At 45.2% G+C, this 16,297-nt stretch carries 15 protein-coding genes; 6 read left to right on the top strand and 9 right to left on the bottom strand.

The window, feature by feature from the left end:
* The first annotated feature begins 408 nt into the window (after positions 1-408).
* Both LQZ07_RS22325 and LQZ07_RS22320 read left to right on the top strand, forming a co-directional pair.
* Complete coding sequence (locus LQZ07_RS22325) at positions 409-900, top strand: molybdopterin-binding oxidoreductase (protein WP_152785556.1); 492 nt, start codon at positions 409-411, stop codon at positions 898-900.
* Between the two features lie 12 nt (positions 901-912).
* Positions 913-2,820 carry a bifunctional diguanylate cyclase/phosphodiesterase gene (locus LQZ07_RS22320; RefSeq protein ID WP_152785554.1) on the top strand — a complete coding sequence of 636 codons (1,908 nt, stop codon included), beginning with the start codon at positions 913-915 and terminating at the stop codon, positions 2,818-2,820.
* On the opposite strand, the gene priC is transcribed toward LQZ07_RS22320, so the two are convergent.
* Both priC and epmB read right to left on the bottom strand, forming a co-directional pair.
* Positions 2,810-3,124 carry a primosomal replication protein PriC gene (priC, locus tag LQZ07_RS22315; RefSeq protein ID WP_016402029.1) on the bottom strand — a complete coding sequence of 105 codons (315 nt, stop codon included), beginning with the start codon at positions 3,122-3,124 and terminating at the stop codon, positions 2,810-2,812. The two genes, LQZ07_RS22320 and priC, sit on opposite strands and share 11 nt — an antisense overlap.
* A 74-nt stretch (positions 3,125-3,198) precedes the next feature.
* The gene (gene epmB / locus LQZ07_RS22310; RefSeq protein WP_152785553.1) at positions 3,199-4,221 is read right to left on the bottom strand and encodes an EF-P beta-lysylation protein EpmB; all 1,023 of its coding nucleotides are present in this window, start codon (positions 4,219-4,221) and stop codon (positions 3,199-3,201) included.
* 34 nt (positions 4,222-4,255) lie between these two features.
* Here epmB and efp point away from each other — a divergent pair, with 34 nt between their 5' ends.
* The 3 genes from efp to LQZ07_RS22295 all read left to right on the top strand — a co-directional run bounded on the left by efp (position 4,256) and on the right by LQZ07_RS22295 (position 5,954).
* Positions 4,256-4,822 carry an elongation factor P gene (gene efp, locus LQZ07_RS22305; RefSeq protein ID WP_152785551.1) on the top strand — a complete coding sequence of 189 codons (567 nt, stop codon included), beginning with the start codon at positions 4,256-4,258 and terminating at the stop codon, positions 4,820-4,822.
* A 225-nt stretch (positions 4,823-5,047) separates the two neighbouring features.
* Positions 5,048-5,266 (top strand): hypothetical protein, encoded by a 219-nt coding sequence (locus tag LQZ07_RS22300; protein ID WP_152785549.1) that lies wholly within the window; start codon positions 5,048-5,050, stop codon positions 5,264-5,266.
* Positions 5,267-5,591: 325 nt separating this feature from the next.
* Positions 5,592-5,954: a hypothetical protein gene (locus tag LQZ07_RS22295; protein WP_152785547.1), complete on the top strand. Its 363-nt coding sequence runs from the start codon at positions 5,592-5,594 to the stop codon at positions 5,952-5,954.
* 84 nt (positions 5,955-6,038) lie between these two features.
* On the opposite strand, the gene frdD is transcribed toward LQZ07_RS22295, so the two are convergent.
* Genes frdD through frdA form a run of 4 tightly spaced genes read right to left on the bottom strand, consistent with a single transcriptional unit; the run spans position 6,039 to position 9,323 of the window.
* Complete coding sequence (gene frdD, locus LQZ07_RS22290; RefSeq protein WP_152785545.1) at positions 6,039-6,392, bottom strand: fumarate reductase subunit FrdD; 354 nt, start codon at positions 6,390-6,392, stop codon at positions 6,039-6,041.
* 9 nt (positions 6,393-6,401) lie between these two features.
* A complete protein-coding gene (locus LQZ07_RS22285; RefSeq protein ID WP_152785543.1) occupies positions 6,402-6,791 on the bottom strand; it encodes a fumarate reductase subunit C in 390 nt (129 codons plus the stop codon).
* Positions 6,792-6,793: 2 nt separating this feature from the next.
* Positions 6,794-7,528, bottom strand: a complete 735-nt coding sequence (locus tag LQZ07_RS22280; RefSeq protein WP_152785541.1) for a succinate dehydrogenase/fumarate reductase iron-sulfur subunit — start codon at positions 7,526-7,528, stop codon at positions 6,794-6,796.
* 1 nt (position 7,529) lies between these two features.
* On the bottom strand, positions 7,530-9,323 hold the full coding sequence (frdA, locus tag LQZ07_RS22275) for a fumarate reductase (quinol) flavoprotein subunit (protein ID WP_016402021.1): 1,794 nt from the start codon (positions 9,321-9,323) through the stop codon (positions 7,530-7,532).
* Between the two features lie 197 nt (positions 9,324-9,520).
* On the opposite strand from frdA, the gene epmA reads away from it, so the two are divergent.
* Positions 9,521-10,495, top strand: coding sequence for an elongation factor P--(R)-beta-lysine ligase (gene epmA, locus LQZ07_RS22270; RefSeq protein WP_152785539.1), 975 nt, complete (start codon positions 9,521-9,523; stop codon positions 10,493-10,495).
* Positions 10,496-10,530: 35 nt separating this feature from the next.
* On the opposite strand, the gene LQZ07_RS22265 is transcribed toward epmA, so the two are convergent.
* The 3 genes from LQZ07_RS22265 to asd form a co-directional block, all read right to left on the bottom strand.
* A complete protein-coding gene (locus LQZ07_RS22265; RefSeq protein WP_152785537.1) occupies positions 10,531-11,934 on the bottom strand; it encodes a DASS family sodium-coupled anion symporter in 1,404 nt (467 codons plus the stop codon).
* A 70-nt stretch (positions 11,935-12,004) separates the two neighbouring features.
* Positions 12,005-15,283, bottom strand: coding sequence for a miniconductance mechanosensitive channel MscM (mscM, locus tag LQZ07_RS22260; protein ID WP_152785535.1), 3,279 nt, complete (start codon positions 15,281-15,283; stop codon positions 12,005-12,007).
* A gap of 134 nt (positions 15,284-15,417) precedes the next feature.
* Entirely contained in the window at positions 15,418-16,272 is an 855-nt protein-coding gene (gene asd / locus LQZ07_RS22255) for an archaetidylserine decarboxylase (RefSeq protein WP_249483395.1), read from the bottom strand.
* Between the last annotated feature and the right edge of the window lie 25 nt (positions 16,273-16,297).

Genomic DNA, 16,297 nt, shown 5'->3' with positions numbered 1-16,297 from the left:
TTCGAGTTATTGATGAAAGTGTTGGTGAGTAGTGATGAGGGGAGTTATCTAAGCCAGAAATAATGTTCTCGTTATCGTTCAAAACTGAGCTAGCTTGGCGTAATAGAGAGCTAAAAAGTGCTCTGAATAAACAAAGGAGAGCCAGCGAGTTAAGTCGCTTATCACTTTTCTGACTAACTTTCAGATGTTGGGCCATCCATAGCCAATCAAAAACTAGTTTGTTGGTTTATTATTGATGGTTTGCTTTAATTGGCTTTATTAACCGCTAAAAAGCTAAGGCTTTTTAGCTTGCCCTTTTTTATTGGCTAAAACTCCCGCATACTCAGGATACAACTGCAGCAAATGCGCTATGGTTTATGATGAAGTAACTAGATATAGCGCAGCTAACCACGTTAAGGAGAACGAGTTATGCGATTTTTGTTAGCATTAAGTTTATTGGTATGTTCCTCTTTCAGCTCTGCTGAATTACCAAGCCCACAAGACGAACCTATATTAACTATTGCAGGACTTATTCTGCATGGAAATAACCAAGGCGCAGCAGACTTTGACCTAAAGATGTTACAGGCCTTGCCGCAGCACACCATTGTTACGCGCCATCCTTGGGTTGAAACCCGCCATCACTACAAAGGCCCAAAAGTAGCCGAAGTACTCGAGTTAGCGGGAGCTCAATCGAGCAAGCTTACCCTAGTGGCCTTAAATAACTATGAAGTTGAAATCGACTTTTCCGACATCGAAAAGTTTGAGCCTATTTTGGCTTGGTCTGATAACGATCGCCCTATGCGGGTGCGTGATAAAGGCCCGTTATGGTTAATGCTGCCGATAGACGACCACCCAGAACTACTGCAAATGCCTTATAACGATTTTATGATTTGGCAGTTGCGCAGCATTATTGTTAAGTGAGCCTAGCTATTGATGAATTGGCTTACCCAGCTTCCGCAAAAATATAAGAAGTTCTTAATTTCCTTAGTTGTATCGCTGTTTGTGGTTAGTGCGGTCATCAGTATTTATCAATTAAGGCAAATTATTCAGCTACTTGAGTCGCCTAAGTCGTCGACGTCTTGGTCAGTGGTTCAGTTGCAAATGGAGCATCGACGCTTTATTAATGCGCTGCAACTTTACCGACTTGGTGGCGTAAAGCATTCTGATTTAATGCTGCGTTATGACATTTTGTGGAGCCGTTTTCCGGTGCTGTTAGAAGGCCAAGAAAACGCCGGTTTTCACAATATAAAGTCTGCCAGACAACTGGTTAGAGAGCTGTTTCAAGAGGTTCAGCGCATCGAGCCTCTGCTACAAGCCTTACCGCCTAGTCACGAGAAGTTTGTACAGGTGATTGAACGGCTGAACATGTATTCTGCCCCTATCAATACCTTGGTGAATAAAGAGTTTCAGCGAAACAGCGAGTTTGATAAGAAAACTGACTTTAAGTTATTGCAACTACAGCTGATTTTGTCTTTTGCCATTGGTGCGCTGTTAATTAGCGGCTCCATTTTAATTGTGATGATAGTGCGTGAGAATCATATTAATCGCTATCTTGCTAATCACGATGTTCTCACCGGCTTACCTAACCGGGCCGGATTACGAGAATTTATTGCAAGCCTAGAAAACAATCGCCGAGATTACGCGATTATGGTGCTAGATCTTAACGGCTTTAAAGGCATTAACGATAGTTATGGTCACGAGTATGGCGACCGCATCTTAAATGTGGTGGCGCAGCGTTTAAACGGGCAAATGCGCCATTGTGATTACGCGGTGCGTTTAGGTGGTGATGAATTCGCCATTGTGCAAACACGAGTGCGTTCAAGTGAAGACTGCTCTGGCTTTGCGCAGCGTTTAATTAACGTGATAGAAAAGCCAATATCTTTGGAAGACCGAGAATGCTTTGTAGGCACCAGCATTGGTATTAGCACCGCCTTAGACAGCCAGGATGATTGGCTCACCATATTAGGCCAAGCAGATACTGCGATGTATCAGGCTAAGCAGGAGTCACGTTGCAGCTCTTGGCAGTTTTTTGAAGGGCAAATGCAGCTGGCCAAAGAGCGAGAGCAGCATTTACTTAGCCAGTTTCGTGATGCTCTAGAAAACCAGCATTTGAGCTTGTTTTATCAACCTATTTTGGACTTGGCGAATGACAAAGTGGTGGGGGCCGAGGTGCAAGCGCGCTGGGAGCATCCGGTTTATGGCTGGGTAGAGCAGGCCGAATTGGTGGACATTGCCCACGCTTGTGGCTGTGTAGTGGCGCTAGAATCTTGGGTACTTCGTGCATCTACTCAGCAACTTAAGCGTTGGCAGCATGGCTTAAATACCAACTTGCAATTAGCGGTGTCGATTTCTTCATCCACTTTACACAACGATTTATTAGTACTGGTGAATAAAGTATTAATTGAAAGCCGAATATTGCCGCATCGCTTAATCATTAACATTATCGATAGCGACCAACAAATGTTGTTAGATTGTGTGGATGCGATTCGAGAGTTACGCCGCATTGGAGTGAGTTTATCACTGGATAATTTTGGTAGTGCAGAATGTCCCTTGGAGTTGCTTAATCACCTGCCAGTACAGTACTTGCGCGGTGCTAAATCCTTAATGTCGGACCTGCTTAATGCCAGCGAAAAACAGCCCATGTTGATTGCCACGGTGATGTTTGCCAATCGCTTGGGAGTGAAACTAGTGGTAGATGGCGTAGAGAATCAACAGCATTTAGAGCAGCTTAAAGAGATTACAAAAGAAGTGTTGGTATTGGGAGCGGCTGTTGCTGCGTGGGCGCCAGCCGAAGAGTTCTCCCCCTACCTGAGAGCATTTGCAGAAAGCCCTAGCGAGTAAGCTGTTTGAAGTTGGCCAGTAAGCCGTGGATTTGCTCTAGTTTGGCAACCATTACTTTTAGTTGAGTCACAAAGTGTTCATCGTCTTGGCTTTCTTGTAGTAGCACCAAATCACTGGCTAACTCTTCCACATAGGGCAAAAACTGACGATCTTTGGCCTTAAATAAACTGTCTTTAAACAACTCGGTATACTTGGCTTTGCCTTGCTCTTGTTGCTGCTGAATCACCGTGTCGGCATCAATGGCCTTGTGGTAGATGTCTTTGAGGTTTTCTTGAATTTGCTCAATGAGCTTGGTTTTATCCATGAATGTGGTCGCTGTATTTAGGTGAATACGTGCTTAACTTAAAAAGGAGTTAAGCCTTGTTCTGTTGCTTTAGTTTAGCTCAAGCCAATATCTATGGGTGTTTTACTGCGTTTGCCTGCTTGCTCGCGGGCTAAGCGAGGAACTAAGAAGCCAGGTAAGCGTTGATATAAGTCCTGCATTATCGCTACTGCGCTTTGCTCGTCAATATCGTAATGGGCTGCACCGGCAACTTTGTCGAGCAAAAATAAATAGTAAGGCAAAATATTAGCCGAGAATAAGGCCTCACTTAATTGCGCTAGAATGCTGGCATCATCGTTTATATCCTTTAACAGCACTCCTTGGTTTAGCAATGTAATGCCTGCTTCATGTAACTTGGCAAAGGCGCTGCTTAGTTCTTGGTTTATCTCGTTGGGGTGATTGATATGGCTTACCATAATGGTTTGCAAGCGAGTTTGTGCCAGTAGCTGAGTCAGCTCGTGAGTAATTCGGCTTGGAATAACCACTGGTAATCGAGTGTGAATACGCAGCCGCTTTAAGTGGGGAATTTGTTCTAGTTGTTCTATTAACCAAGCAAGCTGTTGGTCGTTAGCCATAAGTGGGTCGCCACCACTAAAAATCACTTCATTAATTGCTTGATCTTGTGCGATATAATCTAGCGCTTGTTGCCAACCCTGTTTGTTTGGGCTGTTATCTTGATAAGGAAAGTGGCGACGAAAACAATATCTACAGTTAACCGCACAACCGCCACGTACAATAAATAATACTCGGCTTTTATATTTATGCAGTAAACCGGGTACAGCGGCTTGGTGCTCTTCTAAGGGATCTTCGTTAAAGCCTGCTACTTCAATAAACTCGGCCTGTTGAGGCAAAACTTGCAGTAGCAGTGGGTCATTAGGATTGGCTTTTTGCATGCGTTTGGCAAAGCTTAAAGGCACTCGCATTGGGAATAATTTGCGGGCTGCAATGTCTGATTGGAAGTTTTCCGGGTCTAATTGCAAAAATTGCAGCAGATCTTTGGGATCTGTGATGGCGTTTGCCAGCTCTTTTTGCCAATTACCCTGCACAGCAGCGTCGTTTCGCGGTATTATTCGCAACATTGAAATTGATATTACCTTGTAAGTAGAGGACCAAATGGCGTCATATAGTACCAGTGAATTCAAAGGCGGGCTAAAAATTATGCTCGACGGCGAACCATACGCAATTCTAGAAAACGAATTTGTAAAACCAGGCAAAGGGCAAGCATTTAACCGCGTTAAGTTACGCCGTTTATTAACCGGTAAAGTATTAGAAAAAACCTTTAAGTCGGGCGAATCTGTAGAAGCTGCCGACGTAATGGATTACGAATTAGCCTATTTATACAACGATGGCGAGTTCTACCATTTCATGAACAACGATACGTTTGAGCAAATTGCCGCTGACGAAAAAGCAGTGGGCGACACGGCCAAGTGGTTAGTTGAGCAAGACGTATGTGTTATTACCACTTGGAACGAAAATCCAATTGCTGTAATGCCACCTAACTTTGTAGAGTTAGAAGTGACAGAAACAGACCCAGGCCTTAAGGGTGATACTGCCGGTACTGGTGGTAAACCTGCAACTTTAAGCACTGGCGCGGTTGTGCGTGTGCCATTGTTTATTCAGATTGGTGAAGTGATTAAGGTTGATACTCGCAGCGCCGAATATGTAGGCCGTGTAAAGTAATCACTACTTAAAAAATAGTAGGGAGCTTCGGCTCCCTTTTTTATTTGGTTTTTTGTTTAAAACCTAGTTTGATCAACTAACTTTTTAGATGAAAAATATGTTTGCTAGTTGAATAAAATTCCCTCGTTAATCGCTTTGATTTAAGTCAATTTTAAACTTTGCGCAAACGCCATTTGTCTGCAATGCTTAATCAACGACCCGCTTAATGACAAAAAGGTTATCAGTATGGATGCAGTGATAGAAGCACCTGTAGGGCATGTAAGCAAGCGTTACTCCCATAAACTGAGTTTTGCGAAAGGTGCAGGTGATTACCCAACCGGGGTGTTTGAGCAGTTAGCTTGTAAAGAAGCAGAATTGGATATACTTAAACAGCGAGAGATGCAGTTAGAATCAGAAATTCGTTTACTTAAACGTAACTGCCAACGAGACATGAAAGTAGGCTGATCCCAGCTCAGCGTATTTACTCTTTAAGCTAGTAAAAGTGTTATCTGTGATAATTGGTTTTTAACTGGGTGTATTGTTGCACTGGCCGCCCTTTTACTAGGCTTAACTATATTTTAATCCTTCCAGGATCCGCAGCTAAAGCAGCTTTATCGCAATTCCCCTCGACATTTATTCACCACCAAAATGACTAAACTTAGGTGTTGCTATAGGGAGTCAGTTTTCTTAACTCCTTTAGCAACGCTTAGCAGCAGTGTTACGCTGTTCTATGTTTTGGCAAGGTATATTAAGTACTAAGTCTTTTAAATTCCGAATCCAAGGAGTAGTTATGCTGCTTGTTGTTGCGTCACTGATATTGATCTTAATTGCTGTGGTGCATTCCTATTTGGGTGAAAAGTACATTCTTATCCGTTTGTTTAAACGTGAGAACATTCCGCATTTATTGGGCGGTGATCATTTTACCAAGGGCACTCTGCGGTTTTGTTGGCATATATTGTCTGTATGCGCACTGGGCTTCGCCGCTTTATTGTTTACCGCTTCACCCGCCGACACTTTGTTGTTATTGATTATTGGCAGTGTGTTTTTAGTGAGCGCTTTGCTAGCCCTGTTTTTTACCAAAGCCAAACACTTGTCTTGGCTGGCATTTGGGCTGATTAGTACGATATGTTTTATCGAAGGGTTTAGCGGGTAGCAGCAATAAATTGCGAGCAGTTAGGGATGATGTAGTGGTGAAATAAAGTGGGCAATTAACTTAGCCCACTTTATTTTTAGCTATTTATACTAAGCCCAGTAACAGCAGTGTTGCGCAGGCGATTGAGCCAGCGAAGGCTACGCCATAGAACAATGCTTTTACTAAGTTGCCAGCGTGAATGCCAAAGTCATGCAGGGTGTGATAGAGGCGATGCATACATAACCATAACGGCAGGCTAATCACTATCCAAATCACTGCTGCGCCTAACCAGTGTTGGGAGAACGCGAGGAGTCGCTCATAAGAGAACTGTTCGCCCGGAATAATCCCCATAGGCACCAGTAAGCCAGTAATCAAAATAGCGATAGGAGTGAATAGCGCAGCAACCATGCCGCCAGCGCCAAACATTCCCCAAAATACAGGTTCATTAGAACGTTTCATTGGTGTCTCCTAAATCAAAACCAAGATTAAGCCAGCTAAGCTAATCACAGCCAAAGCGCCGTACATTCCACTTACTATCCAGCTGTCGGGTACGCGCTTTTGGCCTAGCCAAATGTTGGCGGCTTTAGGGGCTAAGCTAAACCAGGTAATGCTGTGGTAAAGCGTCCAGGCAAGGCTAAGTATGTGAAATACTACCCAGCCTGGTTGGCTCATTGCATCTAGCCAACCGTTAAAGGCCTCGGCCCCTTGGCTTAAACGAAATAGACCAAACAGCAATACAAAGCTGTAAATGGCAATCACTAGGCTTGAGCCTTCACGGATGATGTACTTGGTATGAAAAGTATTTTTTAGCCACCAAGTTGCACCCATCTTACGTTCATAAGGTTTACGTTTGCTCATGCTTACTCTCCTGGCTTGAACATGGCTATCACATAGTCTTTAGCGCTATCTACTTTGCCTAGTTGAATAGCGGCGGCCGGATCGACGTCTTTCGGACAGACTTTTGAGCAGTAACCCACAAAGGTACAGCCCCATGCGCCTTCTTCAGCGTTGACTATTTTCATACGCTCGGCTTTGCCAGCGTCACGGCTGTCTTGGTTGTAGCGGTGTAATAGTGCGAGTGCGGCGGGTCCAGTGAAAGATTTATCCAAACCATATTGCGGACATGCGGCGTAACAAAGGCCACAGTTAATGCACATCGAGAATTGACGATATTGCGCCATTTGCTTAGGTGACTGGGTGTGACAGCCATCTTCTAAGGCGCGTGGATTATCGTTGATGATGTAAGGTTTTATGGCTTCTAACTTCTCAATGAAGTCGCTCATGTCTACCACTAAATCACGTTCGATAGGAAAGTTAGCTAGCGCTTCTACCTTCATGCCATTGGGGTAATCACGCAAGAAGGTTTTACAGCCTAACTTAGGAACGCCATCTACCATCATGCCGCAGCTACCACAAATAGCCATGCGGCAAGACCAGCGGTAGCTAAGGGTAGGGTCAAGTTCGTCTTTAATGTAAGCCAAGGCTTCTAGCAGCGACATTTCGCGGGTGTAAGGAACGTCGTAGCTTTGCCATACCGGCTCGTTGTCGCTTTCTGGGCGGTAGCGCAGAATATCGATTTTCATCGTTTCGGCCATGTTAATTTGCCTCCGCTTGTTTTTTGGCTGCTTCTTGGGCATCGGCGGCTGCGCCGTAAACACGTTCGGCAGGTTGAGATTTGGTGATCTTCACATCGCTGTAGCTAATCTCAGGTGCACTATCAGGGCGGTAATTAGCTAAAGTGTGTTTAAGGAAATTCACATCATCACGCTGCTCATAACCGTCAATACGCTGGTGCGAGCCGCGGCTCTCTTTGCGGTTAATCGCCGAGACCGCCATCGCTTCGGCTACGTCTAGTAAGTAACCAAGTTCTACAGCGTAGAGCCATTCGGTATTAAACACTTCGCTGTCGTCTACCAATTTAATGTTTTTGTAGCGCTGTTTTAGCTCGGCAATTTTATCGATGGTTTGTTGCATGGTTTCTGCGGTGCGGTAAATGCCCACGCCAGCTTCCATGGTACGACCTAACTCGTTGCGAATGTCTGAGGTTTTTTCATCACCTTGATTCGATTTTAAGGCTTGGTACTTAGCCAGCGTTTGCTCTGCTTGCTCAAGTAATGAAGCACTGTCGCTATGCTCACTCACAATGGCATTGCGCGCTGCCGATTCGCCTGCAACCTGACCAAATACGGTTATTTCGGTGAGTGAGTTAGAGCCTAAACGGTTAGCGCCATGCAAGCCAACTGATGAACATTCACCTGCGGCATATAAGCCTTTAAGTGATGTGGCACAGCGGCCGTCGGTTTCAATGCCGCCCATGGTATAGTGCACGGTTGGGCGCACTGGAATCGGCTCTTTAACTGGGTCTACACCCATGTAAGCTTTCGCCAATTCGCAAATAAACGGTAAGCGTTCTAGTAAGTAGTCTTCGCCTAGGTGAGTAAGGTCGAGATTTACGTAGTCGCCATTTGGCCCTTCAATGGTGCGACCAAGTTGCGCTTCTTGCCAGAAACATTGGCTTAAACGGTCTCGAGGCCCTAGCTCCATGTATTTGTTTTTTGGTTCGCCAACTGGCGTTTCTGGCCCTAGGCCGTAATCTTGCAAGTAACGGTAGCCATCTTTGTTGGTAAGAATACCGCCTTCACCACGACAGCCTTCGGTCATTAAAATGCCTGAACCGGGTAAACCAGTAGGGTGATATTGGACAAATTCCATATCACGCAGTGCTACGCCATGACGATAAGCCAAGGCCATACCATCACCAGTCACAATGCCGCCGTTGGTATTAAAGCGATAAACGCGACCTGCACCGCCAGTGGCAATAATCACCGACTTAGCTTGAATAAGCTTGGCTACGCCTTCGGCAATGTCTAAGGCGATAACCCCTTTTACTTGGCCGTCTTCTACGACTAGGTCGAGTACAAAATGCTCGTCGTAGCGCTTAATACTGGGGTATTTGGTTGAAGTTTGAAACAAGGTATGAAGAATGTGGAAGCCACTTTTATCGGCTGCAAACCAAGTTCGCTCGATTTTCATGCCACCAAAACGGCGTACGTTTACACTGCCGTCGGGACGACGTGACCAAGGGCAACCCCAGTGTTCTAGCTGAGTCAGTTCTTTGGGAGCGCGCTCAACAAAAAAGTCCACCACGTCTTGTTCACACAACCAATCGCCACCCGATACGGTGTCGTTAAAGTGGTTATCAAAGCTATCGTGATCTTGAGCTACACCTGCAGCACCACCCTCTGCGGCAACAGTGTGGCTGCGCATTGGATATACTTTTGAAATTAATGCTACTTCTAACTCGGGGTGTTGTTCTGCAACTTCAATGGCGGCGCGTAAACCTGCGCCCCCAGCGCCAACAATGGCGACATCAGTTTTGATTACTTCCACGCTTTTCTCCATACGAAATAAGCCTACAATGATTGTGCGGGTATTAGCTTTTTGATGCTTGACTAAAATCAAATATTGACGCTACTTTGTGCAAGCTGCTGAGATAATTTAGCTTTTGAGATATAACTCCCGCTTTTGTTAGCAAAGTGGTATAAAACCCCGCGACAATTTCTAACTCAATGCAGGAAAAAATTTGCATGTCTGAAACACTTTGGCAACCCTCTGCAAGTATTCAATCACTTCAGCAAAGAGCAAAAATCATTAACAAAATCAGATGTTTTTTTGCCAAGCGTGACGTGATGGAAGTAGACACACCTTGTTTAAGCCAAGCCTGCGTGAGTGACGTGCACTTGCATAGCTTTAGTACAACTTTGTCTGGGCCGGCAGCACCCAAAACCATGCCTTTGTATTTACAAACCTCGCCCGAGTTTCATATGAAGCGTTTATTAGCTGCTGGCAGTGGCTGTATTTATCAGCTGGCAAAAGCATTTCGTAATGAAGAGGCTGGGCGTTTTCATAACCCAGAGTTCACTATGTTGGAGTGGTACCGTATTGGTTTTGACCATTTTGCCTTAATGGATGAAATGGATGAGTTAATCACCGAGGTCTTGGCTTGTGATAAGGCAGAGCGTTTAAGCTATGTTGAAGCTTTTGAGCGACACCTTGGCATCAATCCCATTAATGCTAGCCAAGCCGAGTTTGTTGCAGTAGCCAAACGCCTATCGGTTGAAGATTTAGTGGCGAATGAGCCTGATCGAGACACCATTTTGCAGCTGTTATTTAGCTTGGGCGTTGAGCCTGAAATTGGCCAGCAGCGCCCTTGTTTTGTTTATCACTTTCCAGCATCACAAGCCGCGCTAGCTAAAATTTCAGCAAAAGACCCACAAGTAGCAGAGCGCTTTGAGCTGTATTTTAAAGGCATAGAGTTAGCCAATGGCTTTCATGAACTCACCGACGCTAAGGAGCAAGCCGCGCGTTTTGCTAAAGACCAGCAGGTTCGGGAAAATATGGGCTTGGCTGCTGCGCAAGTGGATCAGCATTTCTTGGCTGCTTTAGCGGCAGGCCTCCCCGCTTGTGCAGGCGTTGCTCTAGGCATCGACCGCCTGTTGATGTTGGCGTTAGGCACACCTAACATTCAAGCGGTGCAAAGTTTTAGCGTAGACAGAGCGTAAATAAACGGGAGCAGCGCTCCCGTTTATTTGTGGTGTTATAGGAATATCATCATAGCCAAGTACAGCAGTGCCAAGCCGGTACAGCCAATAATCCCGCCTACTTTTATTAAGTCTTTGGTTTCAATAAAGCCGGTTGAGTAAGCCAAGGCGTTGGGCGGGGTGCTAACGGGTAACATCATGCCTAAGGAAGCCGACAGGGCGACAATGATTAGTAAGGTAGTGATGCCGCCGTCACCATCCAAACCATGCAAGCTGGTGGCAACTGCCGCCGCGATGGGCATAATTAAGTTGGCGGTGGCCGTGTTCGACATAAAGTTCGCCATCACCACACAAATAATCGATAGCACCACAATTACCGCTAAGGTGGGCAGGCTAGCAAAGTCGATAGATGTAGCTATTTTGGCGGCTAAGCCACTTTTTTCTAATGCCATACCCATGGCGATACCACCGGCCACTAACCATAATACGTCCCAGTTAAATAGCTTGAGGTCGTCTTTGCCAATAACTCCCGTTAAGGTAAACACCGCTAAAGGAATAATGGCCACTACGTAACTGTTCATGCCGTGCCACGCGGTGCTTAGCCACAGTAAGATAGTGAGCGCAAACGTGGCATACACAATGTAAGCGCGAGTACTTCGTTGAAAATGACCTTTCAGATTCAGCTCTAAAACACCGGTTTTTGAGGGATAGAGCTTGCACAATAAAAACCAGCCAATCGCTAGTTGAATGATCACAAAAGGAATACCAAATGCCATCCAAGACGCGAAGGTAATTTGCCCCTCTGGAATATATTGCAGGGCGATGGCGTTAGGTGGTGTACCAATTGGAGTACCTATGCCACCGGTATTAGCCGCTACTGGAATAGCTAAAATCAGGCCTTTCATGCCCAAGTCATTACGCGGTGCAGCGGCAATTAAGGGGCCTACAATGGCCAGCATCATCACGGTGGTAGCGGTGTTACTCATAAACATACTGAACACGGCAGTAATTAGCATAATGCCGAGCATGATCATTGGAATGCGTTTGCCAAATGGCTTGAGAAGTACGCGGGCTAAGTTGTTGTCTAGCTCAAACTTAGATGCGCCAATCGCTAGGGCAAAGCCGCCCATAAACAGGATGATAATTGGTGATGAAAAGGCATTAAAGATACTGGTATAGGGTAGCAGTTCACCCATTGGTGCTGGCCCTGTATCGGCTACAATGGCACTAATTCCCTGGTTAGAGATAAGCACCAGTTCCAAGGTGATAATTAGTAATGAAGTAGCAAACACCGGCACGGGTTCAAAAATCCATAACAGCGCCGCCAGTACAAAGATAGCAATGATACGGTGTTGAACCACGGTTAACTCTGGTAGTGGAATGGCACTGGTGGGAAGTGCCAGTATTAACAGGGGAACAATAAAACAAACCAGCAGCTTGAAATGTTTTTGCACGGCCATGATCGAGGGTCTCTGGGCTAATTAATTGAAATAGAGGTTTTTTATAGCCCTTAAGATAACAAAACCGTGCTCAGGGATTGAGAGATATATCTAATTGTGGGTAGGCTATCTCTATGTTATTCGCCTTAAACTTGTCATTGATCAAAGTGTACAGTTCGTGGGTCATCGGTAAGCGGTAGCGCATTTCACTCACGTGAACACGCATTTCAAATTTCATTCCGTTGTTGGTGTATTCGGTAAAGTATATTTCTGGTGCGGGGTTGGCTAGTACCAAGCTGTTAGCATCTACAGCTTCTTGCAATAGTTTGTTTACTAGCTGATTATCAGAGCCTTGTTTAACTTGCACCATTAACACCACACGGGTGATTGGATCGGTGAGCGACCAATTAATAAATTGTTCCGTGATAAAGGCCTTGTTAGGCACGATAATTTCTTTGCGATCCCAATCGACGATAGTGGTAGCGCGAGTTTCAATGTTAGAAATCGTGCCGGTAAGTTCGCGAATTGTCACGGTATCGCCAATTCGAATTGGCTTTTCAAACAGAATAATTAAGCCCGAAATAAAGTTAGCAAAAATCTCTTGCAGACCAAAACCTAAACCTACAGTAAGTGCAGCAACTAACCATTGAAGTTTCGACCACTCGATGCCCAACAAACCAAAACCACTGAAAATACTAAACAGTATCACCATGTAATTAATCATGGTGGTGATGGCAAAACCGGTGCCAGGGTTAAGTGATAAGTGCTGCAAGACCATCAGTTCTAACAAACCAGGTAAGTTGCGGATAAGCACTACAGCAAAAAAGAATACCAATAGGGCAGAGCCTAAAGAGCGCAGCGTAATGGCATCTACCGTGGCTACACCTGCGCGGCTAGAGCTACTTTCCCACAATGTAATGTTGTCTAGAAACGAAAACGCACTGGTCATTTCCGACCAACTCAACAGCAGAACCAATACTAGCGACAGTACCAAGGCAGCGCGAAGTAGACCCAACGACTGGGCGCTAATGGTGTCTAGGTCGATGACTGGTTCTTCGATTGAATCAATCACTCCTTCATTTGAGCTAGAAGGGTCGTCTTCTTCAGATTGGCGTTGAGCAATCATTTCAGCGCGGCGCACTTTTGCTCGGTCAAAGGCAATTCGGCGGCGTTGTAAAAGCATCCAACGGTGAATAAGCAAATAGCCCAATAAGAAAACCGCAGCGATGATGAAGCTAAGCACAACCTGCCAATAAACCGTAAATGCGGTGGCAAAAAAGCCAGCTGCAGAGGCGAGTGCTGCCATTAAGGGGATGCTAATGGCGGCGCCCCAAATCAGTTTTTTCGCTAACTGTGGTGCTTTAAAAATGTCTAAGTGATAGTTCACCGGAAGCTCAATGCGATAAATACTGTGAAAGCCGTAAGCTACCCACAATAACAATGCAATAAAGGCCAAGCGTGCCAAGCCACTATAGGTCGGCTGACTGGTTTGTAATATGCACAGATTAAGGATGAATACTAAGGGCAAGCTTACGTAAACCACACGGCGGATTAAGGTAATCGCTTGGCTGATGTTTACCAAAGGCCATTTGAAATGGGTATTTAGCAGGCCGTTTTTCTGGCAAAACTGCTGTAACAAATGGAATAGCCATAACACGATGGCAACGTTAAATAGGGCATCTCCCAAGTCGCGAGCGAAGGAAGACTCCCATTCATACATTAGGGCAAAACCCACACTGCCAATAAATAGCGCCACGGGAGTGGCAAATACCGCACTGACTAACAAATTGGCAAGGGTATAGCTAAATTTGTCACGGGTAATGTTGCCGGTTTTGGAATCGATGCGCTGCAGGTAGCCTTTAAGCCAATGTTTTTTTAGGTAGTAGATATAAGCAACACTGGCTGCCACTAGCAGTAACCAGCCTAACCATAGCCAAGACAGCTTGGCAATGGCATCGCTGAGTTGTGAGTATTGCTGAGCGCTAAATAACCATATCAAAGAGTAACGAATATCACTGAAAAAGCTTAAATCGATGGCTTTTACATCGGCCGTCCAAAACAGCTCTTGGTTGGCTTCTTGGTTAATGGTGTTCAGTTGACTGTTTAGTTTTGAGTAATCCAGTTTAAGTCGAGCTAACTCAAATAATCTTGCGTCTAACTCCAGTAAGTATTTGTCTGAAAGTTGCTGGTTAAGCTTCAAATGCTTGTTAAATATTCTGGCTTGTTCTTGATTTAAGGTGGCGATGAACTCGCGCTGAGCCTTTCTTTGGCTCTGATTACGTTGGGTATAAAGTAGATTTTGGTGACGATGTTTACTGATCCGCACTTCAATGATCTGTTGCTCTATTGGCGCAACTGCTTTGAATTTTGGCAAACTTGAGATCTGTTCTCGTAGGTATTCACCATAGGAGCGAGTGACCTTTAACCAGGATACTTGTTCTTTAAAATTAGCAAAGGTGAGTTTGATGTGTTCAAGCTCGTCGTTTACTTCTTCCTGTTGGTCGGCAATATCTTCACTTTGTTCAAATAAGGCTGAGAGCTCTGTTTGTAGTAACTGATTTTGTTCTACTAAGTTTTTCACTATCGGGTCATTAAGTAACTCGGGAGCGGCAAAAGCTAGCTGATCAGATAGCCGTTGAGCTTCTGCTCGATGCTCTAGTGACAAGCGATTTTTAACGCTTTCTACAATCCGCTTTTCTGCCAACTGAGTGTGTTGTAGCAAGCTTATTTCAAGCTGCAGCAGCTCGTTTCGGTGGTTGGCACTTTGCGCAGCGAGTTCCAGCATCGCTAACTGGGCGGTTAGGCTGGCTTCGTTAACTTGAGCACGAACTCGCTCGGCTTCTTCCACTTCGTTAAGCACGCCAAACTCAAGTTGCTCTAGCTTCGCGCGAACCGTGGTTAATTGTTCGCGCAGCGGTCCGCTGCGCTGGTGGTTTTCGCTAACATCTAAATCGATGCGGTATTGGCGCTGTTTTAGCTCGTCAATTTGGCTATTGGTATTGCTGAGCTTAGCCTGCCAAATAGTGAGCTGTTCATTTAATTGATTCGAGTTTAGCTCAGCTAAGTTTTCAATGACCGGCGCTTGATATTGATTTAGTTGCTCTTGTTGCTCTTTTCGTAGGCGGGAGAAGTTGTTGATAATACCGCGGTAGTATTTGGCTTTTTCGCGGTAACTATTGCCCTCTTTTAGTAGCGCTAAGGATTCTTCATAGATGAGTTGCTGTTGCTGGGTGTTTAAGTTGCTAGGCTGGGTATCTAGGGAGCTGATTAAGCCTTTGAGATGAGATTCTCCGCCCACGTTCGCCTGTACCGCTAAGCAAAAAAACAGTAGCGATACGAGGAAACCGCGAGAGAAAATCGATAAAGTCATTGGTTAACAGCCATGGTTAAGACCGCATCATTGCGCTTAGCTTTGTTAGTTATTTTATATTAAATATTTGAAATAGCGTAATAATAAGCAGAATTGAATAAGCCTTGGTAAAGAATTACCAAGGCTTATAGTAGCTATTCAGCTTTAGTTGCAAAGTGAGTACCCATTACGGTGGCAACTGTTGGCGCTAGTGATTGTTCAAACTCTATGGCGTCTTTGGCAAACAGCATCACTACGGTTGAGCCTAGTTTAAAGCGACCCATCTCAGCACCTTTATCAAGGTTAATGTCTTGGTCTTGATAATCCCAAGTGAATACTTGTTTCCCGCCCGGCGGCGTTACGGTGCCAGACCAAATAGTTTCTATGCTAGCAACAATGGTTGCACCTACTAATACCATGGCCATTGGGCCGAACTCAGTATCAAAAATGGCCACTACCCGCTCATTGCGGGCAAACAGATTCGGCACGTTAGCAGCAGTGAGAGGGTTAACCGAGAAAAGTTGCCCTGGTACGTAGATCATTTTGCGTAATTTGCCTTTACAAGGCATGTGAATGCGGTGGTAGTCTTTGGGAGCTAAATAGATGGTAGCGAAGTCGCCATCGCTAAATTCTTCTGCTAAGGCTTTATCTCCACCAAGCAGTTCACGGGCGCTGTAGTCATGACCTTTGGCTTGAATTAACTGACCATGCTGGATGGGACCAAGTTGGCTTACTGCGCCATCCACCGGGTGAGCAAGCTTGTTGTCGTCTTCAACAATAGGGCGAGTGCCAGGCTTTAACGGGCGAGTAAAAAACGCATTGAAGCTTGGGTAAGCATTGGCTTCGCTGTGAACAGCGTCGTTCATGTCTACTTGATAGTGGTTTATGAACTTTTTAATGATCCAATGACTCAACTTTCCTGCTTCAGCTTGAGCAAGCTTACCCACTAAACGGGATAAACCGTGTTGAGGGAAGCAGTACTGGGCGGCAACTTTTATTTTGTCTAACACGCTAGGTTCTCGTTGTTTATTGGTT

It is taken from the genome of Agarivorans sp. B2Z047, assembly GCF_023373605.1.
GTDB classification, from domain to species: domain Bacteria; phylum Pseudomonadota; class Gammaproteobacteria; order Enterobacterales; family Celerinatantimonadaceae; genus Agarivorans; species Agarivorans albus.
Note: the sequence above shows the minus strand (reverse complement) of the source record. Positions and strands in the feature narration are given on the sequence as shown.